Annotated in this window: 20 protein-coding genes; 6 read left to right on the top strand and 14 right to left on the bottom strand. The window is 73.8% G+C overall.

The window, feature by feature from the left end; genetic code table 11:
* Window positions 1-133 precede the first annotated feature (133 nt).
* Window positions 134-2083, top strand: coding sequence for an MDR family MFS transporter (locus tag ABZ385_RS25350; RefSeq protein ID WP_358913317.1), 1950 nt, complete (start codon window positions 134-136; stop codon window positions 2081-2083).
* On the opposite strand, the gene ABZ385_RS25345 is transcribed toward ABZ385_RS25350, so the two are convergent.
* From ABZ385_RS25345 to ABZ385_RS25330, 4 genes are all read right to left on the bottom strand, one after another.
* On the bottom strand, window positions 2010-2597 hold the full coding sequence (locus ABZ385_RS25345; RefSeq protein WP_358913297.1) for a GNAT family N-acetyltransferase: 588 nt from the start codon (window positions 2595-2597) through the stop codon (window positions 2010-2012). The genes ABZ385_RS25350 and ABZ385_RS25345 overlap by 74 nt on opposite strands.
* A gap of 75 nt (window positions 2598-2672) precedes the next feature.
* Complete coding sequence (locus ABZ385_RS25340) at window positions 2673-2999, bottom strand: antibiotic biosynthesis monooxygenase (RefSeq protein ID WP_030777828.1); 327 nt, start codon at window positions 2997-2999, stop codon at window positions 2673-2675.
* A 31-nt stretch (window positions 3000-3030) separates the two neighbouring features.
* Window positions 3031-3423 (bottom strand): hypothetical protein, encoded by a 393-nt coding sequence (locus ABZ385_RS25335; RefSeq protein ID WP_358913296.1) that lies wholly within the window; start codon window positions 3421-3423, stop codon window positions 3031-3033.
* The gene (locus ABZ385_RS25330; protein ID WP_358913294.1) at window positions 3416-4054 is read right to left on the bottom strand and encodes a hypothetical protein; all 639 of its coding nucleotides are present in this window, start codon (window positions 4052-4054) and stop codon (window positions 3416-3418) included. Before ABZ385_RS25330 ends, ABZ385_RS25335 begins: the two co-directional genes overlap by 8 nt.
* 246 nt (window positions 4055-4300) lie before the next feature.
* On the opposite strand from ABZ385_RS25330, the gene ABZ385_RS25325 reads away from it, so the two are divergent.
* Window positions 4301-4693: a hypothetical protein gene (locus ABZ385_RS25325; protein ID WP_358580007.1), complete on the top strand. Its 393-nt coding sequence runs from the start codon at window positions 4301-4303 to the stop codon at window positions 4691-4693.
* A 29-nt stretch (window positions 4694-4722) separates the two neighbouring features.
* Here the strand turns inward: ABZ385_RS25325 and ABZ385_RS25320 are convergent, their stop codons facing one another.
* Window positions 4723-5415: an O-methyltransferase gene (locus tag ABZ385_RS25320; protein WP_358913292.1), complete on the bottom strand. Its 693-nt coding sequence runs from the start codon at window positions 5413-5415 to the stop codon at window positions 4723-4725.
* A gap of 115 nt (window positions 5416-5530) precedes the next feature.
* Window positions 5531-6961, bottom strand: a complete 1431-nt coding sequence (proP, locus tag ABZ385_RS25315) for a glycine betaine/L-proline transporter ProP (RefSeq protein ID WP_358913290.1) — start codon at window positions 6959-6961, stop codon at window positions 5531-5533.
* 448 nt (window positions 6962-7409) lie between these two features.
* On the opposite strand from proP, the gene ABZ385_RS25310 reads away from it, so the two are divergent.
* Window positions 7410-9431 carry a bifunctional glycosyltransferase 87/phosphatase PAP2 family protein gene (locus tag ABZ385_RS25310; RefSeq protein WP_358913315.1) on the top strand — a complete coding sequence of 674 codons (2022 nt, stop codon included), beginning with the start codon at window positions 7410-7412 and terminating at the stop codon, window positions 9429-9431.
* On the opposite strand, the gene ABZ385_RS25305 is transcribed toward ABZ385_RS25310, so the two are convergent.
* The gene (locus tag ABZ385_RS25305) at window positions 9385-11007 is read right to left on the bottom strand and encodes a hypothetical protein (protein ID WP_358913288.1); all 1623 of its coding nucleotides are present in this window, start codon (window positions 11005-11007) and stop codon (window positions 9385-9387) included. The genes ABZ385_RS25310 and ABZ385_RS25305 overlap by 47 nt on opposite strands.
* A gap of 99 nt (window positions 11008-11106) precedes the next feature.
* Entirely contained in the window at window positions 11107-12351 is a 1245-nt protein-coding gene (locus ABZ385_RS25300; protein WP_358698974.1) for a cytochrome P450, read from the bottom strand.
* Between the two features lie 252 nt (window positions 12352-12603).
* Between ABZ385_RS25300 and ABZ385_RS25295 the strand changes: the two genes are divergently transcribed.
* Complete coding sequence (locus ABZ385_RS25295) at window positions 12604-13773, top strand: steroid 3-ketoacyl-CoA thiolase (protein ID WP_358579999.1); 1170 nt, start codon at window positions 12604-12606, stop codon at window positions 13771-13773.
* Between the two features lie 153 nt (window positions 13774-13926).
* Here ABZ385_RS25295 and ABZ385_RS25290 read toward each other — a convergent pair whose 3' ends face one another.
* From ABZ385_RS25290 to ABZ385_RS25265, 6 genes are all read right to left on the bottom strand, one after another.
* Window positions 13927-14382: a transglycosylase SLT domain-containing protein gene (locus ABZ385_RS25290; RefSeq protein WP_358698972.1), complete on the bottom strand. Its 456-nt coding sequence runs from the start codon at window positions 14380-14382 to the stop codon at window positions 13927-13929.
* 337 nt (window positions 14383-14719) lie between these two features.
* Window positions 14720-15526: an ECF transporter S component gene (locus tag ABZ385_RS25285; RefSeq protein ID WP_358913313.1), complete on the bottom strand. Its 807-nt coding sequence runs from the start codon at window positions 15524-15526 to the stop codon at window positions 14720-14722.
* Between the two features lie 74 nt (window positions 15527-15600).
* Entirely contained in the window at window positions 15601-17280 is a 1680-nt protein-coding gene (locus tag ABZ385_RS25280; RefSeq protein ID WP_358913286.1) for an ATP-binding cassette domain-containing protein, read from the bottom strand.
* Entirely contained in the window at window positions 17277-18500 is a 1224-nt protein-coding gene (locus ABZ385_RS25275) for an energy-coupling factor transporter transmembrane component T (protein WP_358913285.1), read from the bottom strand. The genes ABZ385_RS25280 and ABZ385_RS25275 overlap by 4 nt, the downstream gene beginning before the upstream one ends.
* A 42-nt stretch (window positions 18501-18542) precedes the next feature.
* Window positions 18543-19169, bottom strand: coding sequence for an SCO2322 family protein (locus ABZ385_RS25270; RefSeq protein WP_358580019.1), 627 nt, complete (start codon window positions 19167-19169; stop codon window positions 18543-18545).
* 74 nt (window positions 19170-19243) lie between these two features.
* Complete coding sequence (locus tag ABZ385_RS25265; RefSeq protein ID WP_358700441.1) at window positions 19244-20470, bottom strand: prenyltransferase/squalene oxidase repeat-containing protein; 1227 nt, start codon at window positions 20468-20470, stop codon at window positions 19244-19246.
* Window positions 20471-20835: 365 nt separating this feature from the next.
* Here ABZ385_RS25265 and ABZ385_RS25260 point away from each other — a divergent pair, with 365 nt between their 5' ends.
* Both ABZ385_RS25260 and ABZ385_RS25255 read left to right on the top strand, forming a co-directional pair.
* Window positions 20836-21117 (top strand): hypothetical protein, encoded by a 282-nt coding sequence (locus tag ABZ385_RS25260; RefSeq protein ID WP_358913283.1) that lies wholly within the window; start codon window positions 20836-20838, stop codon window positions 21115-21117.
* Window positions 21114-21902 (top strand): sigma-70 family RNA polymerase sigma factor, encoded by a 789-nt coding sequence (locus tag ABZ385_RS25255; RefSeq protein WP_358913281.1) that lies wholly within the window; start codon window positions 21114-21116, stop codon window positions 21900-21902. Before ABZ385_RS25260 ends, ABZ385_RS25255 begins: the two co-directional genes overlap by 4 nt.
* The last annotated feature ends 209 nt before the right edge of the window (window positions 21903-22111 follow it).

Raw genomic sequence — 22111 nt, 5'->3', positions numbered from 1 at the left:
CCAGGAGGTGCCCATGACGCAGGACGTCAGCGCCCGCCCGGCCGGGCCGGGCCCCGACCCCGCGCACGGGCCGGGGGTGAACGGGCATCCACACGGCGGCGTGCTGGTCTCCATCGGCGCGCTGCTGCTCGGCATGCTGCTCGCCGCCCTCGACCAGACCATCGTCTCGACCGCCCTGCCGACCATCGTCAGCGAGCTGGGCGGCATGGACCACCTGTCCTGGGTCGTCACCGCGTACATGCTGGCCGCGACGGCCGCGACCCCGCTCTGGGGCAAGCTCGGCGACCAGTACGGCCGCAAGAGGCTCTTCCTCACCGCGATCATGATCTTCCTGGTCGGTTCGGCGCTGTGCGGCATGGCGCGGAACATGCCCCAGCTCATCGGGTTCCGGGCCCTGCAGGGCCTCGGCGGCGGCGGGCTCATGGTGCTGTCCATGGCGATCGTCGGGGACCTCGTGCCGCCCCGCGAACGCGGCAAGTACCAGGGACTGTTCGGCGCGGTCTTCGGCGCGACCAGCGTCCTCGGACCGCTGCTCGGCGGCCTGTTCACCGAGCACCTGAGCTGGCGCTGGGTCTTCTACGTCAACCTGCCGATCGGCGTGGTCGCGCTCCTCGTCATCGCCACCACCCTCCACATCCCGAAGCGCGACACCCGGCACACCATCGACTACCTCGGCACGTTCCTCATCGCGTCCGTCGCCACCTGCCTGGTCCTCGTCGCATCCCTCGGCGGCACCACGTGGGCGTGGGGATCGCCGCGGATCATCGGCCTGGCCGTGCTCGGCGCGGTCCTCGCCGCGGCCTTCGTGGCCGTGGAGCGCAAGGCCGCGGAGCCGGTGCTCCCGCTGCGGCTGTTCCGCGTGCGCACCTTCACGCTCTCCGCCGTCATCAGCTTCGTCGTGGGCTTCGCGATGTTCGGCGCGATGACCTACCTGCCGACGTTCCTCCAGGTCGTCCAGGGCGTCTCACCGACCATGTCGGGCGTGCACATGCTGCCGATGGTGGCCGGCATGCTCCTGTCGACCACCGCCTCCGGCCAGATCGTCAGCCGCACGGGCCGCTGGAAGGTCTTCCCCGTCGTCGGCACCGCCGTCACCACGGTCGGCCTGCTCCTGCTGCACCGGCTCGACGAGCACAGCTCCACCGGCGAGATGAGCGCGTACTTCTTCGTCTTCGGCCTCGGACTCGGCCTGGTCATGCAGGTCCTCGTGCTCATCGTGCAGAACGCGGTCGGCTACGAGGACCTCGGCGTCGCCACCTCCGGCGCGACCTTCTTCCGCTCGATCGGCGCCTCTTTCGGCGTCGCGATCTTCGGCACGATCTTCACCAACCGCCTCGGCGACAAGCTCACCGACGCCCTCGCCGGACAGCGGCTGCCGCCCGGCGTCGGCGTGAGCACCCTGGAGGCCGACCCGCGCGGCATCGCACGCCTCCCCGCCGAGCTGCGGCCGAGCGCCCTGCACGCGTACGCCTCCTCGATCACGGACGTCTTCCTGTACGCCGCGCCGGTCGCGCTGGCCGCCTTCGTCCTCGCCTGGTTCCTGCGCGAGGACAAGCTGCGGGGCTCGGTCACCGCGCCCGACACGACGCAGACGCTCGCGAGCAACCCCGTCGAACGCTCGTCGTACGACGAGGTGGCGCGCGCCCTGTCGGTGCTCGGGACGCGGGAGGGCCGCCGGGAGATCTACGAGCGGATCACCGCCCGCGCGGGCTACGACCTGCTGCCCGCCGCCGGCTGGCTCCTCCTGCGCATCGCCCGGCACGGCACCGTCGAACCCGCCGTGCTCGCCGAACGCACCACCGTGCCGCTGAGTGTCATCACGGCCGCCGCCCGCCAGGTGGAGGAGCGGCGCCTCGCCGAACGGCGGGGCCTGGAGATGCGGCTGACCGACGAGGGCCGCGAGGTCGCCGCACACCTGGCCAAGGCCCGCGAGGAGTCCCTGTCCGAGCTGCTCGGCGACTGGTGGGACCCGCGCCGCCCGACCGATCTGGTCCAGCTGGTCGAGCAGCTCAGCGCGGAGCTGTGCGGCTCGGAGTCGGAGCGCCCGCACGACGGGGCCACGCGCCGCCTGCGGGCGGTGTAGGGACGAGGTCCTTGCCGTACCAGTGCTCGGCGTACGGCCGTTCCTCGTAGGGCCCGGTCTCCGTGTAGCCGTGCCGCGCGTACAGGGCGCGGGCCTCCACCAGGTCGGTGCGGGTGTCCAGGACGATCCGCCGGGCGCCGAGGGTGCGGGCAGCGTCCTCGGCGGCGGCCAGCAGGACCGGGGCGCCGCCCCTGCCCCGCGCCTCCGCGCGCAGGAAGACCCGCTTCAGCTCGGCGGTCCCCGCCTCCAGGAGCCGTACGCCCGCCGTGCCGACGGCCTCGCCGCCGTACCGCGCGACCAGCAGCACCCCGCCCGGCGGCGCGAGGTCGGCCCCCGTCTCGGCGGCGATCCCGCGCTCCAGCTCCCGGGGGTCGGTGCGGCACCCGTCGTGGCGCAGATACCAGCGGTCGCTGACCTCCGTGTAGTACGCGCGCCAGAGCGCGGCGGCCACGGGCGCGTCGTACGCCTCGGGGGTGACGGTCCAGGAGGCGGGGCGGGCGGGGGTTGCGGTCATGGGGGTCATTCTCGGGGCACAAGAGCGGCGCCCCGCAAGCGAATTGCTCACGGGGCGCCGTCGTGCCGCACGGGGTCAGCTCTTGGGCGCGGCCTGCTGGACGACCTCGAAGGACCACACCGTGGACCCGGAGGCGGCGGGCTTCGGGCGCTCGCCGCCACCCTCGCCGCCGCCCTGGTGCGCGGCCTTCATGGGGCCCTCCATCCACGCCTGGAAGGAGGCCTCGTCGCGCCAGCGGGTGTAGACGAGGTACTGGTCGGTGCCCTCGATGGGGCGCAGCAGTTCGAACCACTCGAAGCCGTCGGAGTTCTCCACCGCGCCCGCGCGGGACGCGAAGCGCTTCTCCAGGACCTCGCGCTGTTCCTCGGGGACGGTCAGGGCGTTGATCTTCACGATGCTCATGCGGCCATCCTGCCGTACGGTGCCGGTGACGTCAGAGCCGCAGCAGGCGCTCGGCCGTCTCGCGGTAGTCGCGCAGGGCCAGGCGCAGCTGCTCGGTGTCGGTGGTCGAGGCCTCGGGGGCGGGGGTGTGGGCGCCGGTGCCCTCGGTGGCCAGGGCGCCGCCCGGGGCCATCCCGGCGGCCGGGGGCGCGCCGCCGTCCGCGTCCGCCGTGGAGCGGGCGGGGGTGGTCCGCCAGGCGGAGCGCAGGACGCGGCGGCGTTCCGCGAGGGTGTCCGTGAGGTGGGCGATGGCCTCCTCCAGGACGTGGTCGACCTCCTCGACGGAGCCGCGCGGGCCGTCGACGAAGCCGTTGACGGCGTTCTGCAGACGCAGGGTCAGCTTGTCGCGTTCCTCGGCCGGGAACAGTGTCGTCGTGTCAGCCATGCTGGACTCCCTTTCGGGTGATGCCGCCGGAATGCTTGTCGGCCGTGTGCTTGCCGAAGTGGGCGCCGGAGTGCTCGGTGCGGTCCGCGACCAGGGCGTCGAAGAGCGCCCGCGCCTCGACCATGGCCTCGCGCAGCTGCTCGGTGTCGGCGCCGCCCTCGGCGGTGTCCGTGCCGAGCGCCGCGCGGTGCACCTTGCGGTAGCCGTGGACGTGGGTGGCGTGGTGCACGGAGAGGGCGTCCACCTGGTCCTCGTAGTGGCCGGCGTCGGGGAAGCCGCGGGCCCCGGCCAGTTCGGCGATGAGCCGGTCCGCCTCGGCGACGGCCTCGCGCGGGGAGTCGACGAACCGCTCCTGGGCGTGGTTCCAGCGGGCGGAGTACTGCTCGCGCGCCGCGGGCTCCAACGGCCGCACCTGGAGGGAGCCGTGGCGCTTCACCCGCTCGCCCAGGTCGCGCTCGGCCGCTTTGGTGTCACCGTCGTGCCGGGCGACCGCGCGGTCGTACTCGGGACCGAAACGGCGCTTGAGGCTCTGCCCGCCGCCCGCGTTGCGTTTGCGGTTCAGCAGGACGAGCGCGGCGGCGGCGATGACGACGACCACCGCGATCAGGATGATGATCATGACTGTGGACATATATGGGGTGCCTTCCCGGGGGGTGGGCCTTGCGATGCGGGGCCGCACGCCGCCCCCGCACCTGTCCTCGGACCGGGTTGCCCGTAAGCGCGCCGTCAAACGGGGCTTGACCGACCCGGCCCGCCGGGCCTTGGCGCTATGTCGTCCCGCAAGCCCGTGCGTCCGCCCCCGGGAGCGCCCTAAAATGCCGCAGCGCGCGTGGAGCGACGGCGCTCGCGCCGCCCCGAGTCGAAGGAGCGTACACACGTGCTGGAGCTGACGATGGCCTCGGTCTCCGGGGCGGACGCGGGCGCGACCGCGGGCATGCTCATGGCCGAGGCGCCGAGCGAGCCGGGCGCGGTGCTGCGGGTGGGGCGCGACGCGAGCGCGTGCCGGCTGGTGACGCCGGACGACTGGCTGTTCGTCTCCCGTACGCACCTGGAGTTCCGCTGCGGAGCCGACGGGACCTGGTCGGTGACCTGGCTGCGCGGCTCGCACCCCGACCCCGCCTCCGAGGTGCGGGTGGTGTCCGGGGGCGCGGCGCGGCCCCTCGCGTACGGAGGGGCGGCGCCGCTTCCCCGGGGCGGCTCGGGCGAGGTGCTCGTCCAGGAGAGGTCCGGGCCGCGGAGCGTCAACGTCGGCTTCTACCACGAGGGTTGAGCCGGTCCCGGCAGAAGGTGCAGCGGGGGTCAGTCCAGTACGCGGGCCAGCGCGAAGCCGTCGTACCCCTTGGCGCCCACGGTCTGCACCGCCGTCGCGCTCAGCTTCGGGTGCCGTGCCATGAGGTCGAGCGCGGCGCGGGTGCCGCGCACGGCCGGGTCCGGGTCGTCGGCGTCGGTGACGGCGCCGCCGCGCACGACGTTGTCGAGGACGATGAGGCTGCCGGGGCGGGTGAGTTGGAGCGACCACTCCACGTAGTACGGGTTGTTGGCCTTGTCGGCGTCGATGAAGACGAAGTCGAAGGGCGCGGGCTGCTCGGCGTGCGCGGCGCCGAGCGCGGCGAGCGAGTCCAGGGCGGGGCCGACGCGGACCTCGGTGACCTTGTCGAGCCCGGCGCGGGCGAGGTTGGCGCGGGCCACCTCCGCGTGCTCGGGCTTGTACTCCAGGGTGATCAGGCGGCCGTCGGCGGGCAGGGCGCGGGCCAGCCAGATGGTGCTGTAGCCGCCGAGGGTGCCGATCTCCAGGATGCGGCGGGCGCCCTGCGTCCGTGCCAGGAGGTGGAGCAGCTTGCCCTGGTTCGGGGTCACGTTGATCTGCGGCAGGCCCGCGGTGTCGCTGTCGCGGAGGGCGGCGGTGAGGGCCTCGTCTGGCGGGGCGAGGAGGTCGGAGAAGTAGTCGTCGACGGAGGTCCACGGCTGCGGGGGCGGGGGCTGGGGGCTCATGAGGGCGTACGTTCCCACCGGCCCCGCCGGTTAGTCCCGCGGCAGGGGGCGCCTTGCCCGATCGGTGTCGGCACCGTCCGTGCTCGGCCCGGCTGCCGGGGCTGCGCCCCGCTCCTCAAACGCCGGAGGGGCTGAAACCTGCCCGGTCACCGGGGCCTTCCACCGCCGGCGGGGAGCCCGGCAGGGGCTTGCCCGCTGATTCCGTCAGGTACCAGACGGCGATCCCGCCGATGACGGCCGCCGCCATCATGTAGTACGCGGGCATCATCGTGTCGCCCGTCGCTCCGATCAGTGCCGTCACCACCAGCGGCGTCGTGCCGCCGAAGACCGAGACGGAGATGTTGAAGCCGATGGAGAGCGAGCCGTAGCGGACCTTGGTGGGGAAGAGGGCCGGGAGCGTCGCGGGCATCGCGGCCGTGAAGCAGACGAGGAGCAGGCCGAGGGCGCCGAGGCCGAGGCCGATCGCCCACAGCGAGCCCTCGCGGATCAGCAGCAGCGCGGGGACGGAGAGCAGGAGGAAGCCCGCGCAGCCCGTGGCGATGATCGGGCGGCGGCCCACCCGGTCGCTCAGCGCGCCGACGAACGGCTGGGCGCACATCATCAGCGCCATGACGCCGAGGATGACCAGCAGCCCGTGCGTCTCGTCGTACTTCAGCTCGCTGGTCAGATAGCTCGGCATGTAGGAGAGCAGCATGTAGTCCGTGACGTTGAAGACCAGGACCAGGCCCATGCACAGCAGCAGGGCCTTCCACTGGCCCGTCACCATGTCGCGCAGCCGGACCTTCGCGCGGGCCTGCTCGTCCTTGTGGGCCTTCTCCAGCTCGGCGGCGAACGCCGGCGTCTCCTCCAGGCGCATCCGCAGGTAGAGGCCGATCAGGCCCATCGGGCCCGCGATCAGGAACGGGATGCGCCAGCCCCAGGCCAGCAGGTCCTGCGACGACATCAGCGCCGTCATCAGGGTGACCAGGCCGGCGCCGCCGATGTAGCCGGCGAGCGTGCCGAACTCCAGCCAGCTGCCGAGGAAGCCGCGCTTCTTGTCGGGGGAGTACTCCGCGATGAACGTGGAGGCACCCGCGTACTCGCCGCCCGTGGAGAAGCCCTGCACCAGCCGGGCGAGCAGGAGCAGCACCGGCGCCCAGACGCCGATGGTCGCGTAGGAGGGGATCAGGCCGATCGCGAACGTGCCCGCCGCCATCATGATCATGGTGAGGGCGAGGACCTTCTGGCGGCCCACCCGGTCGCCCAGCGGACCGAAGACCATGCCGCCGAGCGGCCGGATCAGGAAGGCCGCGGCGAACGCGCCGAAGGTGGAGAGCAGCTGGGCCGTGGGGTTGCCCGAGGGGAAGAAGACCTTGCCCAGCGTCACGGCGATGTAGCTGTAGACGCCGAAGTCGAACCACTCCATCGCGTTGCCGAGGGCGGCCGCCTTCACCGCGCGCCTGACCATCGCGGGGTCGGTGACGGTGACGCCGCCGGCGGCGGGCGGGGGGACGGTCCCCGGTGCGGACTCGGGCTTCCGGAGTGCGACGGGAGTGGCGCTCGGCAAGGGTTCGCTCGCCCGCTTTCGGTCGACGACAAGGACGGGGCCGCCCGCGCTTACCCGGGGCGACCCGAAAAGCGACCATAGGTGCATCAGCCATCATTACGGACGGCTGCCGGACGACCGCAGAGGGCGAGGAAAGGCCCCTTATGCAGGTCAAACACCGTTTCTACCGGGAGCGGGCGAGCGCCGATCTTGTGATCTATGTCGCTGCCCGGCCCGGAACCACGCCGCCGGAACCACAACGGAAGGTGGTTGGGAAAGACCGATAAATGCCGATAGAAAGCGGTGTGGCCGTCGGGTGAACGAGCGGTCGCACGCGTCCCGCGAGAGGGGACGCGGCTCTCCACGGACGGGGTCGCGGGCATGACGGATCGGACCGCAGGCAGGACGGACGGGGCGGAAGGGCCGACGGCGCGTGGCGAACGTTGAGCACGGCGGACCCGGAAACGCGGTGCGGACGGGGTCGGCCGGCGAGCCCGGCGCGCGGATCGGCGCGCTCCGCGCGGCCCTGTGGCTGATCGCCGCCGTCCTCGCGATCCGCCAGGTGGCCGATGTCCTGGGCACCCCGAGGGGTGAACGTCTCATCGACCTGGAGACCTGGCTGGGACCGGAGGGCGTCCTGCACGTCGCAGGCTCCCTCTACGACGCGGACCGGTTCACCGGCACCCCCTTCGCCGGGCTCGTCCTCAAACCGCTCGCCCGCCCGGGGGAGCAGGCGCTCGGCTGGGCCTGGACCTTCGGCACGCTCGGACTCGTCGTCGTCCTCGGTCTGGTCGCCGCCCGCGCACTGCCGCGGCCCGTCTCCCGGCGCACCTCGCTGCTCGCCGCCCCCGTGGCCATCAGCCTGCTGATCCTCTCCCTCCCCGTGCGCAACACCCTGCACCTGGGCCAGACGAGCATCCTGCCGGTCCTGCTGGTGCTGCTCGGCCTCTTCGCCGTGCGCGGCGAGCGGGCCGGCGGGGCCCTGATCGGCGCCGGCGCGGCGCTGCAGCCCACGGTGCTGCTCTTCGCCGTGCTGCTGTGGTGCACCGGCCGCGAGAAGGCCGCGGCCTCCACCGGCCTCACCTTCGCCGCCTGCACGGCCCTCGCGTGGGCGGCGATGCCGGCGGACTCATGGGCGTACTGGGTCCATCACCTCGCGGGAGCGGGCCTCGGCGCGAGCCCGGACGCGGGCACCAACCAGTCGCTGCACGGCATGCTGCTGCGCTTCGGCCTCCAAGGCCCCCTGGAGACAGGGCTCTTCCTGGCCCTGGGCGCGGCCGTCGCCCACCTCGGGCTGCGCCGCGCCGTGCGCTGTGCCGAGGACGGGCAGCTGCTCCTGGCCGTCGCCGTCACGGGCTGCGTGGTCGTCGCCGTGTCCCCGACGACCTGGCGCCACCAACTGCTGTGGGTGCTCCTCGCGGTGGTCGGCCGCGTCGGCAGCCGCCGCTGTGACCGGTACGTGTGGCCCGTGACCGTCGTGCTCGTCTCCACGCTGCCCGCCACGATGATGCTGCCGAACCTGCCGGTCACCCAGCCGATCCGCGACAACGTCGTGCTGCTCACGGCGCTCGCCGCCGCCACCGCCGTGCCGTTCCTGTCCCGCACGCACCCGCGCTACCGGGACCCGATCCCCACCGAGTACGCCGAACCGGTGCCCGCCCGCTGGAGCCGGGTGCCGCTGGTGCCGTTCTGGCGGCGCGTGGTGACCCGCCCGAACCTGCTCCTCGAACTGCTCCTGATCCGCGTCGGCTACTCCGCGTACCAGCAGGTCAGACTCGCCGCGACCGGGGGCACCATCTCCGGCGGCCGGGCCACCGCCGAACACCACGGCGAACAGGTCCACGCCATCGAGCGGTTCCTGTCCCTCGACGTCGAGCGCCGGTTCAACCACCTCACCGCCCGCACCGGGTGGCTGGAGGACTTCTTCGACTTCTACTACACGTCGCTCCACTTCGTGGTGCCGCTCGCCGTCCTCGCCGCGCTGTACGCGCGCCGCCCCGCCGCGTACCGCTGGGCGCGCTCGGCGCTCGGCTTCGCGACGGTCCTCGCGCTCATCGGCTTCTGGGCCTACCCGCTCGCCCCGCCGCGCCTGATGCCGGACCTCGGCTTCATCGACACCGTGCACGGCGTCCAGGACTTCACCAAGCCGAACTACGGCACGCTGACCGACCTCACCAACCAGTACGCGGCGATGCCCTCGATGCACTTCGGCTGGTCCCTGTGGTGCGGCCTGGTCGTCGTGGTCCTCGCGTCCAGGTGGTGGCTGAAGGCGCTCGGCCTGCTGCACCCCTTCCTCACGCTCTGCGCGATCGTGGGCACCGGCAACCACTGGGTGCTCGACGCGGTGGGCGGCGCGGCCGTGGTCGGCGCGGGCTTCGGCCTCACCCACCTCCTCTCGGGCCCCCGGGTGAGCCCGCCCCCGACGGCCCGCGCGGCGGCCCCGGTCAGCGGCACGCCGAGGGACGCGGCGAAGGACCGTAGCCCGAAGTGATCCGGTAGGTGCCCGGCGCGGGCACCGAGAGCCGGGTGAACTCACCCTGCCGCCGCAGGCAGGCGCCCCGCGCCCGCAGCCACGGCGAGTACACGAGCCGCACCGTCACCGAACCGCGCTCGGGGACCCGCACGACGACGTCCGAGCCCGTGGTGCGGACCACGGAGGCGGGCGCCGACACCAGGGGCACCGGCTCCCGCACCCGGAAGATCCGCCAGTGCCCGTCCCCCCACACCGGCTTCAGCCACGCGGGCCCGCTCGCCACCAGCTCCGCCTCCTGTTCGGCGAACCCGTCCGGCTTGCCCGCGGGCAGCACCACATAGCCGACGGCCCACCGGTCGAGCCACGCGCGGTAGGCGGCCGCCGAGAACGTCCCGTCGTAGAAGAGCCGGCCGCGCCGGATGTCCAGCTGGCGGTTCCAGCCGCGCGCCATGTTCACGTAGGGGGCGAGGGCGGTGGCCTCGCGGTGGTTGCGGGCGGGGACCACCTCCACGCGCGTCCGGTCGGCGCCCAGGCGCTCCAGCGCCCGCACGACACCCCGGGTGTCGGCCGCCCAGCCGGGCACCTTCGTGGACACCACCAGATCGTCGTACGTCTTCTGGACCAGCCAGCCCGAGCAGAGCACCAGCGCCACGGCCAGCGCGGCCCGCCGGAGCAGGTCGCGGCCCGGCACGAGCAGGGCCGCGAGCAGCACGGCGGGGCCGACCAGCTCCGCGAGGCGCTCCACGTTCGTGCCGATGGGCGAGGGGACGAGGTACGTGAGCACGGTCCCGGCCGCGTACACGCCCGCGCCCAGGCGCAGCACCCGCCACTCGCGGGGGGCCGCGAGGACCAGGGCCAGGCCGAACAGCACGGGCGGGAAGATCCGGTCGAAGGGCATCAGCTGTTCGCCGTCGAACGGGAAGAGCACAGTGGTGACCGTGACGACCGCCACCGGCGGCACGGCGAGCGCCGCGGCGCGCCCGACGTCGCGCACGAGCAGGTAGCCGGCGCCCGCGACCAGCAGGAACAGGCCCGCCACGGGTGAACCCATGGTGGCGAGCGCCGCGCAGACCGCGGCGAGAACCGCGCGCCGCTCCCGCACGAGCGCCAGGCAGGCCGCGAAGGCGAAGGCGGTGCCGAGGGCGAAGGTGGTGCGCCCCGAGGCGACGTTGCACCACACGCCGAGCGAGGCGAGGACCGCCGGCCACAGGGGGCTGCGGACGCCGGTGCGTTCGATGAGCGCGGCGACCAGCCACGCGCCGGCGATCCCGGAGAGCACCGTCACGGTCCGCACGCCGACGGCGGCCATGAGATAGGGCGAGATCAGGCTGTAGTTGGCGGTGTGCATGCCGCCGTACCAGAACAGGCTGTACGCGCTCGCGCCGTGCTCGGCGGCGAACCGCGCCCACGCCTGCTGGGCGGCGAGGTCGCCACCGCCCGTGGCCAGGAACGCCGCCCACACCGCGTACAGGGGAAGGGTGGGGGCGGTGGCGAGCAGCGGCACCCGGTACCGCCGCAGGAAGGTACGGAAGGCTGACTTCCGCTCGGTGGACGCGCTGCCGGGCGGGACGGTCGAGAAGTCGGCGAAGACCACGGCCACCGTTTCCGTTCGAAGTCCTGGAGAGGCAAGGTTCACCTCTCGGGACGCGGCCCGCAACGGAGACGTCGGCCCCGTCGGGCGAAACGGCGGCGGTCAGCCGGTGGTGACCCGAAGTTCCTTGACCCCGTTCAGCCAGGCCGAGCGCAGCCGGCGCGGGGCGGCGGCCAGCCGCAGGCCGGGCATGGCGTCGGCGATCGCGTCGAAGATGAGGTTGATCTCCAGGACCGCGAGCGACTTGCCGAGGCAGTAGTGCGGGCCGCCCCCGCCGAAGCCGAGGTGCGGGTTGGGGTCGCGGGTGATGTCGAACGCGCCGGGGTCCGCGAAGACGTCGGGGTCGTGGTTGGCGGAGGAGTAGAAGAGGCCGACGCGGTCGCCGCGCCTGATCGCGGCCCCGCCCAGCTCGGTGTCCTCGGTCGCGGTGCGCTGGAAGGCGACCACCGGCGTGGCCCAGCGCACGATCTCCTCGGCGGTGGTGGCGGGGCGTTCGCGGAGGAACAGCTCCCACTGGTCCGGGTGGGTGAGGAAGGCGTGCATGCCGTGGGTGATGGCGTTGCGGGTGGTCTCGTTGCCGGCCACCGCGAGCAGGATCACGAAGAAGCCGAACTCGTCGCCGGCGAGGTTCCCCTCGTCCTCCGCCGCCACCAACTGGGTGACGATGTCCTTGGCCGGGCATTCCTTGCGGGCCGCGGCGAGGTTCATCGCGTAGGAGACGATCTCCATCGCCGCCTCGGCGCCGATCTCCTCCGTGACGGCGTACTCCGGGTCGTCGTATCCCGCCATCTTGTTGGACCAGTCGAAGATCTTGGAGCGGTCCTCCTGGGGCACGCCGATCAGCTCGGCGATGGCCTGGAGCGGGAGTTCCACGGCGACGTTCGTCACGAAGTCGAAGGCGCCGTCGGGACCGGCGTTCTCCAGGGCCGCCGCCACGATGGAGGTGGCGCGCCGGCGCAGGGTGTCCTCCAGCGAGCGGATGGCGCGGGGCGTGAAGCCGCGCTGCACGATCTGCCGGACCCGGGTGTGCTCGGGCGGGTCCATGTTGAGCATGATCAACTTCTGGACGTCGATCTGGTCGCGGCTGATCGACTCGTTGAAGCGGATGACCGCGGTGTTCAGGGTCGAGGAGTACAACTCCGGATGGGTGGACACGTACTTGACGTCCTCGTGCCGCGTGACGGCCCAGTAGCCGGCGTCGTCGAACCCGGAGACGCGCGGGCGCTGGGCGATCCAGCGCACCGGTTCGCTCTGCCGCAGCCGGGCGAACTCCGGGAGGGGGACGCGCTCTTGCAGCAGATCGGGGTCGGTGAAGTCGAACCCGTCGGGCAGCGCTGGGCAGGGCATCGGCATCTCCCGGCATGGAATGGGTCTGACAGGCCATCAGGAGGCTTGCGCCGCAAGGTAATAACGGGTTCCACAAGTGGCAAGGCCCATGACGCGGCCGATTGTGCGCGCCCGCCGCGCAAGGTGGGTGCACGACCCTTGCGGGGCCGGGGTCCGGCTCAGCAGACTGCTGGAGAGAACTAGAACGCGTACTAGTTCCTCCCGCGAGGCGCCGGGACGGCTCGCGGGACATGGACGGAGAGGACCAGCCCCATGGCCGCGGAACCTGTCATCGTCGAAGCCGTACGCACCCCCATCGGCAAGCGCGCGGGCGCGCTCGCCAACCTCCACCCCGCCTATCTGCTCGGGGAGACCTATCGCGAACTCCTCGGGCGCACCGGCATCCACGCCGACTGCGTCGAGCAGATCGTCGGCGGCACGGTGACGCACGCCGGGGAGCAGTCCATGAACCCCGCGCGCACGGCCTGGCTCACCATGGGGCTTCCGTACGAGACGGCGGCGACGACGGTGGACTGCCAGTGCGGCTCCTCGCAGCAGGCGAGCCACCTGGTCGCCAACATGGTCGCCGCCGGGGTCATCGACGTCGGGATCAGCTGCGGGGTCGAGGCCATGTCGCGGGTGCCGCTCGGCTCCGGCTCCAAGCACGGTCCGGGCAAGCCGTTCCCCGACGAGTGGAACGTCGACCTGCCCAACCAGTTCGAGGCCGCCGAGCGCATCGCCCGCAAGCGCGGCCTCACCCGCGAGGACGTGGACCGTCTCGGCCTGCTCTCGCAGGAGCGGGCGGCCGCCGCCTGGGCCGAGGAGCGCTTCAAGCGCGAGACGTTCGCCGTCCAGGTGCCGACCACGGAGGAGGAGCAGGCCGCCGGGCAGGGCATGTGGCGGCTCGTCGACCGCGACGAGGGGCTGCGCGACACGACGACGGAGGCGCTCGCGGGCCTCAAGCCGATCATGCCGACCGCCGTGCACACGGCCGGCAACTCCTCGCAGATCTCCGACGGCGCGGCGGCCCTCATGTGGGCGTCCAAGCGGATGGCCCGCGCCCTGAAGCTCCGGCCGCGGGCCCGGATCGTCGCCCAGGCGCTGGTCGGCGCCGACCCGCACCTCCACCTGGACGGCCCCATCGACGCGACGCGCGCGGTGCTCGGCAAGGCGGGGATGTCCCTGAAGGACATCGACCTGGTGGAGATCAACGAGGCGTTCGCCTCCGTGGTGCTCAGCTGGGCGCGGGTCTTCGACCAGGACCTGGAGAAGGTCAACGTCAACGGCGGCGCGATCGCGCTGGGCCACCCCGTGGGAGCGACGGGAGCGCGGCTCATCACGACGGCCCTGCACGAACTGGAGCGCCGCGACAAGGAGTTCGCCCTGATCACCATGTGCGCGGGCGGCGCCCTGGCCACGGCGACCATCATTCAACGCCTGTAGAAGATCCGAGAAACGGCAGACGCCGGACGGGCTGGAGATATCCAACCCGCCCGGCGCGAACATCCAGCCCGTCCGGCGTTTGAGGACGAACCCGGCGAAAGCCGGTGACCGACGGCACGTCCAGGGACCGCAGCTGAAGGCGCCCCGCCAGACTCAGTACCAGCCGTTGGCCTGCCAGTGGCTCCACGCGCCGACGGGGCTGCCGTAGCGGTCGTTCATGTAGTTCAGACCCCACTTGATCTGGGTCTCGGGGTTGGTCTTCCAGTCCGCGCCCGCCGAGGCCATCTTCGAGGCGGGCAGCGCCTGGACCAGACCGTAGGCGCCGGAGGAGGAGTTCGTCGCGCTGACGTTCCAGCCGCTCTCGTGCGAGACGATCTTGTCGAACGCGGCGAACTGCGCGGGGTCCGAGATCAGCTTCTGGGCGATGGCCTTGGCGGACGTCGGGGCGGCGGCGGGAGCGGCGGCCGGGGCGGCGGCCTTCGCGGTGGTCGGGGTGGCTGCCTGGGCCGGTGCCGCGGCGAAGACCATGCCGGTGGCGGCGGCGGCGACGATGCCGCCGGTGAGGGCCTTCTTCGGGGAAGCGATGCGGCGGATGAGCGAGGCGGACACAGAGGACCTTCCGGTGGGGGACGGGAGCGTCGCGCCGCACGCCGTGAAACGTGGGGGACATGCGGAGGCGCCGCGTCCCCGGGGGGTCGTCGGCGCCGTGCGACTCCTCCAGAGAAACAGGCCCGGGACGCCGCCGCAATGACCCCTGTTACTAGTGGACGTCGCATCCCGGCCGAATGTCCCCTCTGTGACGTGGCTCTCAATCCGCAGGTCAGACCCCCTATTGATGCGTGTACATCAAGAGGCGGTGGCTACTGGGCGACCTAGTGGAGGACCAAAGTCCTGTGGGCCGCCTCACGGGTTCGCGCCCCCGATGTCACGGAGAGCAGAAGAACCCTCACGACTTCGGGGCCTCGAATGTGACCGGCGCCTCGAAAGCCGCCCGCCGCGTGGCCCGGCGCAGCGCCCGCAGGATCGCGGGCCCGAGCGCGAGGCCGAGCAGGACCGTGACGAAGGCCCGCGACAGGTCCCAGCCGAGCGAGGTCGCCAGGCAGTACGCGACGAAGTGGCCGAGGTTCTCCCCGAGGGGAGCCCTCGGGTCGTAGGAGACACCGGTGGCCATCCCGCCGAGCAGGGTCCAGCCCTGGAGGTTCATCGCCGTGCCGTAGAAGAGGGCGGAGACGGCACCGTAGACCGCGAGCATCCACAGCTCGCCGCGCCCCCGCAGCGTGTGCGCCCCGGGCAGCAGCCCCGCGCCCATGCACACCCAGCCCATCGACAGCATCTGGAACGGCATCCACGGCCCGACGCCCCCGGTGAGCAGCGCCGACGCGAACATCGACACCGCCCCGAGCACGAACCCGAAGCCGGGGCCGAGCACCCGCCCGCTCAACACCATCAGGAAGAACATCGGCTCGATGCCCGCCGTGCCCGCGCCCAGCGGCCGCAGCGCGGCACCCGCGGCGGCCAGCACCCCGAGCATGGCGATGGCCTTCGCGTCCAGGCCGACGTCCGCGATGGTCGCCACGACCACGGCGAGCAGCAGCGGCAGCAACGCCGCGAACAGCCACGGGGCGTCCTGCGCGTGCTCGGTGAACCCCGACTCGGCGCCCGCGAGCAGCGGCCACCCGACGGCGACCACGCCCACCGCGCTGACCAGCACGAGCGCGGCGACGGACTGGGGACCGAGCCGGATGGGCCGCACCTGAGGGGCGCCACCGCGCCGCCCCTCGCGCCCCGCGCCGTCCGCACTCCGCCGCCCCTCGCGCCCCGCGCCGCTCACGACGCGTCCTCCGTCGCCGCGAGGGCCCGGCGCACCTGCGTCACCGTCAGCCACTCGCACGGCGCGAGGATCTTCGTGACCTGCGGCGCGAAGGCGGGCGACGCCACCACCACCTGCGGGGTCGGGCCGTCCGCGACGACCTCGCCGTCCGCGAGGATCACCACGCGGTGGGCGATCTCGGCGGCCAGCTCCACGTCGTGCGTGGCCAGCACGATCGCGTGCCCCTCGGCCGCGAGGTCCCGCAGGATCGTGACCAGGCGGGCCTTGGCCGCGTAGTCCAGGCCCCGGGTCGGCTCGTCCAGCAGGAGCAGGGGAGGGCGCGAGGTCAGCACGACCGCCAGGGCGAGCGCCAGCCGCTGGCCCTCGGAGAGGTCCCGGGGGTGCGTGTCGTCCGCGATGCCGGGCAGCAGCTCGCTCACCAGGGCCCGGCAGGTGCCGGGGTCCGCGTCCGCGTCCCGGTCGGCGGCGGCGCACTCCCCGGCCACGGTGTCCGCGTACAGCAGGTCGCGCGGCTCCTGCGGGACCAGGCCCACGTGCCGGATCAGCTGCCGCGGTGCGGTGCGGTGGGGGACGCGCCCGCCGACGCGGACGGTGCCCGAAGTGGGTTCCAGGAGGCCGACCAGGGTGGCCAGCAGGGTGGACTTGCCGGCGCCGTTGCGGCCCATGAGCGCGACGGTCTCGCCCGGCAGGACGCTGAGGTCGACGCGGCGCAGCGCCTCGACGCGCCCGCGCCGCATGGCCAGCCGCTCGACGGCCGCCGCGGGCTCCTCGCCGGGCGTACGTTCCCTGCGCAGCCGGGGCCACCGGCTCGCCGGCCGCTCCTCGGGCCGCCCGGCCGCCGTCTCCTGGCGGGGCCCCGACCCGGCGAGCCGCTCCCGCAGCGCGCCCGCCGCGCGTCGCGCGTCCCGCACGGTCAGCGGCAGCGGCGACCAGCCCGCGAGGCGGCCGAGCGCGACCACCGGCGGATGGACGGGGGAGCGGGCCATCAGCGTGGCCGGGTCGCCGAGCACCGGCGGCTCGCCCGGCGCCGCGAGCAGCAGCACCTGGTCCGCGTACTGCACGACCCGCTCCAGGCGGTGCTCGGCCATCAGGACGGTCGTGCCGAGGTCGTGGACGAGCCGCTGGAGCACGGCCAGCACCTCCTCGGCGGCGGCCGGGTCGAGCGCGGAGGTCGGCTCGTCCAGGACGAGGACGCGGGGGTGCGGGGTGAGGACCGAGCCGATGGCGACGCGCTGGCGCTGCCCTCCGGAGAGCGTGGCGATGGGCCGGTCGCGCAGCCCGGCGAGGCCGAGCAGGTCCAGGGTCTCCTCGACGCGCCTGCGCATCACGTCGGGGGCGAGGCCGAGCGACTCCATGCCGTAGGCCAGCTCGTCCTCGACCGTGTCCGTCACGAAGTGCGCGAGCGGGTCCTGGCCCACCGTGCCGACGACGTCGGCGAGTTCGCGGGGCTTGTGCGTACGGGTGTCCCGGCCCGCCACGGTGACCCGGCCGCGCAGGGTGCCGCCGGTGAAGTGCGGCACCAGGCCGCTGACCGTGCCGAGCAGCGTCGACTTGCCGACGCCCGACGGGCCGACGAGCAGCACCAACTCGCCCTCCGGGACGGTGAGGTCGACGCCCCGGACGGTGGGCCCCGCGCTGCCCTCGTACGTCACGGAGACGTCCTCGAAGCGGATCACGGCGTCTCCTCCACGGATTTCACGGATTTCTCGGGCGGCACGGACCTCTCGGGCCGCACGGGGTTCTGGGGCGGCACGGGCTTCCCGGTGTTCGAGGACTCGGCGGGGACGGGCGCCACGACCGCCGGCAGCAGCCCGATCAGGGCCGCCGCCGCGGGCCACAGCGGCAGCGTCGGCGCGACCAGCGGTACGACACCGGGGTGCAGGGCGGCGGCATCGTAGGACGCGGCCCAGATCGTCAGGGCCGCGACGGCGAGGCCCGACCCGGCGACCAGCCAGGCCCGCACGCCCCACGAGTCGGGCCGGTAGCGGGTGCGCACCGCGCGGCGCCCGCCGAGCCGCAGCCCCGCGAGCGCGGCCAGCAGCCCCGCGCCGAGGGCGGGCAGACCGTAGGAGACGCCCCGCGCGGTCAGCAGCCCGTACACGCCGACGCACACGCCCATCAGCCCGCCCAGCGTCAGCACGGCGGTGAGCGCCCGCACCCGGGCCGGCACGGGTGCGCTGCGCCCGAAGCCGCGCGCGTCCATCGCGGCGGCCAGCGCGACGGACCGCTCCAGCGCCCCTTCCAGTACCGGCAGGCCCACCTGGAGCAGCCCGCGCATCCCCTTGTCCGACCGCCCGCGCAGCCGCCGCGCGGCCCGCAGCCGCCGCACGTCCGCGATGAGGTTCGGCGCGAAGGTCATCGCCACGACGACGGCCACCCCCACCTCGTACAGCGCGCCCGGCAGCGACTTCAGCAGCCGGGACGGGCTCGCGAGGGCGTTCGCGGCGCCGACGCAGATCAGCAGACCGGCCAGCTTGACCCCGTCGTAGAGCGCGAAGACCATGCCCTCCGCGGTGACCCGGCCGCCGATCCGCACGCCCTTGGCCCACTCGGGCAGCGGGACCTCGGGCAGGGTCACGAGGGTGTGCGTGCCCGGGATCGGGGAGCCGAGCACGAAGGCGAAGACCAGCCGGACGGCGATGACGAGCAGCCCCAGCTTCACGAACGCGCCGTAGGACCTCGCCCACGGAGCGGACGTCCGCCGCGCCGCCACGACATGGCCCGCGACGCCGATCAGCAGCCCGATGAGCAGCGGGTTCGTCGTGCGGGACGCCGCGGTGCCGAGGCCGAGCGCCCACACCCACCAGGCGCCCGGGTGCAGGGCGTTGCCCCGGTGCGCCAGCGGCGCCGGGCGGCGCCTCAGGCGACTGGGCGCGCCGCTGCCGTGCTGCGTCATCGTGCTGTCCGTCTCCGTGTCCGCGTCCGTGTTCGGGGCCGGTCAGCCGCGACGGCGCCGGGCCTGCCAGAACGCGGCGCCGCCGACCAGCGCGACCGCGACCGCCCCCGCGATCAGGCCCACGGAGGGACCGCGCTCCCCCTCGACCCTGCCCCCGGCGTCCGTGCCCTTCCCGTCCTTGCCGGGGCGGGTGCGCGCCGAGTCGTCGCCGGAGACCTGCTCGCCGCAGCCCGACTTCGGGTAGCCCGCGATGGCGCACAGCAGCGCCTTGCTGTCGTAGCGCAGCGGCTCGGCGACCGAGGCGAGGGCGTCCGCAGTAGTGGCGTCCTTCGCGACCCGCGCGCAGGCCTCGCGCGGGGCGGGCGGCGCCTCGCCCTCGGGCGCGTCCTCGGGCAGGCCGAAGTCGATGACCAGCGCGACCCGCTTGCGGCCGTCCTCGGCGGGGGTGCCGGCGCAGATGTCCCGGAAGTCCGCGGAGCCGCGCGGCCGCGCGGAGTCCTTCGAGTCCTCGGAGACCGAGAAGCGGAAGCCCTGTACGTCGCCGTCCTCGGGCCGGTCGGTGCCGGGCCCCTGACTCGCGTACGTCCAGGTGTCGCCGGCGCGCTCCCAGAACGACCAGTAGCGGTACCCGGCGGCCTGCGCGGGCGCGGCCGCGAGCAGGCAGAGCAGCGCGGCGACGAGCGCGCCGAGGGCCCCGCGCCCGCGCCGGGCGCGGCCCGGCGCCGGCCGCGTCCGGCGGCGCGTCACGGCTGCTGCTTCCTGCGGTTGGCGCTGTAGAGGAAGCCGATGCCGATGCCGGCGACCATGCCGACGCCGACGATCCACCAGATGTTGACGCCCTCGTCCTTCTTCTCGTCCCGGTCCGCGTCCGCGGCGGAGGAGTCGGAGGCGGTCGCGGCCGGCGGGCCCTGGGCGCCGAGCTGCTTCACGAGGTCGGCGCCGCCGAAGTCGCGCGGGTCCATGCCCGTCGCGTGGGCGGCGAAGATCAGCTGGGCGTAGGCGGCGGGGCCCGAGTCCTTCGCCCACTTCGCGGAGTTCCCGGCGAGCCAGCGGGCGGACTTCTCCGCCTGCTCGCGCTGCCCCGCGGCGGCGAGGGCGACCACGGAGTCGGCGGTGTTGCCGACGTCGGGCACGTCGCCGGCGCCGGTGAGGTGGTCGTCCCCGGCCTTGAGCGTCTTCAGGAGATAGCCCGCTCCGTTGCTCGCGGCCTGCGAGGCGGTGTCCGGCTTCGCGCACTTGGGCGCGGAGTCGTCCGCCTTGGGGGCGGGGGACACGACGAGGCCCTTGCCGAGGCTGCCGAGCACGCCGGCGGCGGTGGCGTCCGCGTTCGGGGAGAGCTTCTTGGTCTTGGCGTCGGCGAGGCCGAAGGCGCCGCCGTTCTTGCCGCAGTCCAGGGCCAGCTTCGGCAGCGCGTCGTAGGCGGACCTGCCCTTCTGGGACTTCAACCGCGCGGGGTTCTCGCCGGCGGCGACGAGCGCGCCGACCACCAGGCCGGTGGAGTTGGCGTCGGAGGGCTGGCCCGGGTTGTAGCCCCAGCCGCCGTCCTGGTTCTGCACGGACTTGAGCCAGTCGACACTCCTGTCGACCGCCTTGGCCAGGCTCTTGTCGTCGTCGCCGAGCGCGGCGAGCGCCTGCGCGGCGGCGGCCGTGGAGTTGCTGTCGACCGGCGTCTTGGAGTCGCACGGCTCGCTCGCGTCGGCGCGGTAGGGCGCGAAGCCGCCGCTCGCGCACTGCTGTCCGGTCAGCCAGTGCACGGCCTTGGCCGCGGGCTTCACGCCGACGGTGTCCTGGGCGAGCAGGGCGTACGACTGCCGGAAGACGCCGTCGAACTTCGGGTCGGACGTGCCGTACAGGCCCGAGGGGAGGGCGGCGGGCGACGGCGAGGTGTCATCCGCGAAGGCGGCCGGTGCGGCGGCCGGGCCGAACACGGCGACGGCGGCCAGGACCGCTGCGCTGCGGCGAACGTTCATGATGCGGCGGGTTGCCTCTCCCTGCGGGGAGCGGGGCGGCACGGCCCGTGCGAGCACGGGTTCCGGGCGGCTCCGGCTCCGTGTACCTCGACGGTGCCGCTCATCGGGGGCCCCGATGAAGCGAGCCGGTCACGGTTCCGCGCCGGGCAATCCGGCTCACCGACCGAGCGGCCGGTACACGGCGGACGTGAGGACGACCCGCCCACTCTACCGGCCCGTATCGGTGGCCGGGATTCCGCGGCGGGGACGCCGGAGGGGCGGTGGGGGTGGGGAGCGCGGGGGAAAGAACAAAGGTGCGGGGGGCGCTAAACACATCGGCCGCCGCGGGGTGCTCAAGGGTGTCGTCACCGATTCCAGGAGGCAAGATGCCGACCTTCGTACGGGACCCCGCCGTCCTCACCGCGGCCCTGAGCGCCGTCGCCGCGCTGGGGAACCTGCTCCGGGCGTGGCTGGAGGGCCCGGGGGGCAACCGCCGCGCCGTCACCCGCGCCCTGCGCGTCCACGGCCGCGCAACCGCGTGGGAGTACACCTCGTCCCCCGCAGACAAAGGCGACCGGACAGGCCGGCCGGACCGAGCGAGCGACATGGACCGAGCGAACAAGACCGACCGGACGGACCACGCGACGACGACGGGAGAGCAGCGGTGAGCCACGGCGACCGCACCCACGACCGCCACGCGGACCCCGCGGACCCCGCGGACCCCGCGGACCACGAGGACTTCGACACGTTCTACCGCCGCACCTACCCCCGCACCCTCGCGCGGGCGCTCATGGAGTGGCGCGACCTGGGGGAGGCGGAGGATGCGGTACAGGACGCGTACGTCGCACTGCTGCGCCACTGGGACAAGGTGCGCACCTACAACAGCCCCGAAGCGTGGGTGTATCTGGTGATGAGGCGACGGCAGCACAGGGCGTTCAAGCGGTGGTCGCGGCGGCGGGAGCTGGAGATCGCCCCGCCGCCCACCGCCCGCGTCGAGGACACCGCGGAGGTCAGGGCGGTCCTGGACGCCATGCCGAGGCTGCCCCCGCGGCAGCGCGAGGTCATGGTCCTGTACTGCCTGGAGGGCATGGGGCAGAAGGAGATCGCCGAGGCCCTGGGCATCAGCCGGGGCACGGTCGCCGCGAGCCTGCACCAGGCCCGCCGCCGGCTGGCGCGCGCGCTCGACCTCGACCTCGCCCCCGTCGGCGAGGGCGGCGGCGACGCGCTGCTGCCCGCGCCCGTGTGCGCGGTGGGCCCGGCGGCCCGGGCACCGTACACGCCCTCCGCGCAGGGCGACCCGGTCGCCGACGCCGTGCGGCACGCCGAGGAGTGGCTCACCGCCGCCTGCGCGGCACGGGCCCATCCCGTACGGACGAATTCCCGGCTCACGGAGGTGTACCGGCGCGCGGCGGCGGACAATGGCGTCAACGGACACGAGGGGGGCGGTAGTTGATCCGTGACCGATGGTCCCGCGGGCTGGCCGCGGGGCTCGTCCTGACCCTTCTGGCGCTGCTCTATGTGCTGGCCGCCGTCGTCGTGGTCGGGTCGATCGCCGTCCTCGCGCTGGCCGCTGTCCTGCTGATCACGATGTCGCCGCTGTTCGTGATCGGCAAGGCCGCCGTCCTGCCCGTCGTGAAGACCGTGTTCGGCGCCGTGCGCGGC

It is taken from the genome of Streptomyces sp. NPDC005898, assembly GCF_040629635.1.
Taxonomy (GTDB): domain Bacteria; phylum Actinomycetota; class Actinomycetes; order Streptomycetales; family Streptomycetaceae; genus Streptomyces.
The sequence above is the reverse complement of the archived record's forward strand: the minus strand, read 5'-3'. Positions and strand labels throughout refer to the sequence as shown.

What these genes read in the sequence shown, in the direction of transcription:
- ABZ385_RS25260 (WP_358913283.1), top strand. Translation starts at nt 20,836, where the DNA reads ATGCCGACCTTCGTACGGGACCCCGCCGTCCTCACCGCGGCCCTGAGC.
- ABZ385_RS25350 (WP_358913317.1), top strand. Translation starts at nt 134, where the DNA reads ATGCTGCTCGCCGCCCTCGACCAGACCATCGTCTCGACCGCCCTGCCG.
- ABZ385_RS25345 (WP_358913297.1), bottom strand. Translation starts at nt 2,597, where the DNA reads ATGACCGCAACCCCCGCCCGCCCCGCCTCCTGGACCGTCACCCCCGAG.
- ABZ385_RS25300 (WP_358698974.1), bottom strand. Translation starts at nt 12,351, where the DNA reads ATGCCCTGCCCAGCGCTGCCCGACGGGTTCGACTTCACCGACCCCGAT.
- ABZ385_RS25340 (WP_030777828.1), bottom strand. Translation starts at nt 2,999, where the DNA reads ATGAGCATCGTGAAGATCAACGCCCTGACCGTCCCCGAGGAACAGCGC.
- ABZ385_RS25275 (WP_358913285.1), bottom strand. Translation starts at nt 18,500, where the DNA reads ATGACGCAGCACGGCAGCGGCGCGCCCAGTCGCCTGAGGCGCCGCCCG.
- ABZ385_RS25320 (WP_358913292.1), bottom strand. Translation starts at nt 5,415, where the DNA reads ATGAGCCCCCAGCCCCCGCCCCCGCAGCCGTGGACCTCCGTCGACGAC.
- ABZ385_RS25295 (WP_358579999.1), top strand. Translation starts at nt 12,604, where the DNA reads ATGGCCGCGGAACCTGTCATCGTCGAAGCCGTACGCACCCCCATCGGC.
- ABZ385_RS25265 (WP_358700441.1), bottom strand. Translation starts at nt 20,470, where the DNA reads ATGAACGTTCGCCGCAGCGCAGCGGTCCTGGCCGCCGTCGCCGTGTTC.
- ABZ385_RS25330 (WP_358913294.1), bottom strand. Translation starts at nt 4,054, where the DNA reads ATGTCCACAGTCATGATCATCATCCTGATCGCGGTGGTCGTCGTCATC.
- ABZ385_RS25335 (WP_358913296.1), bottom strand. Translation starts at nt 3,423, where the DNA reads ATGGCTGACACGACGACACTGTTCCCGGCCGAGGAACGCGACAAGCTG.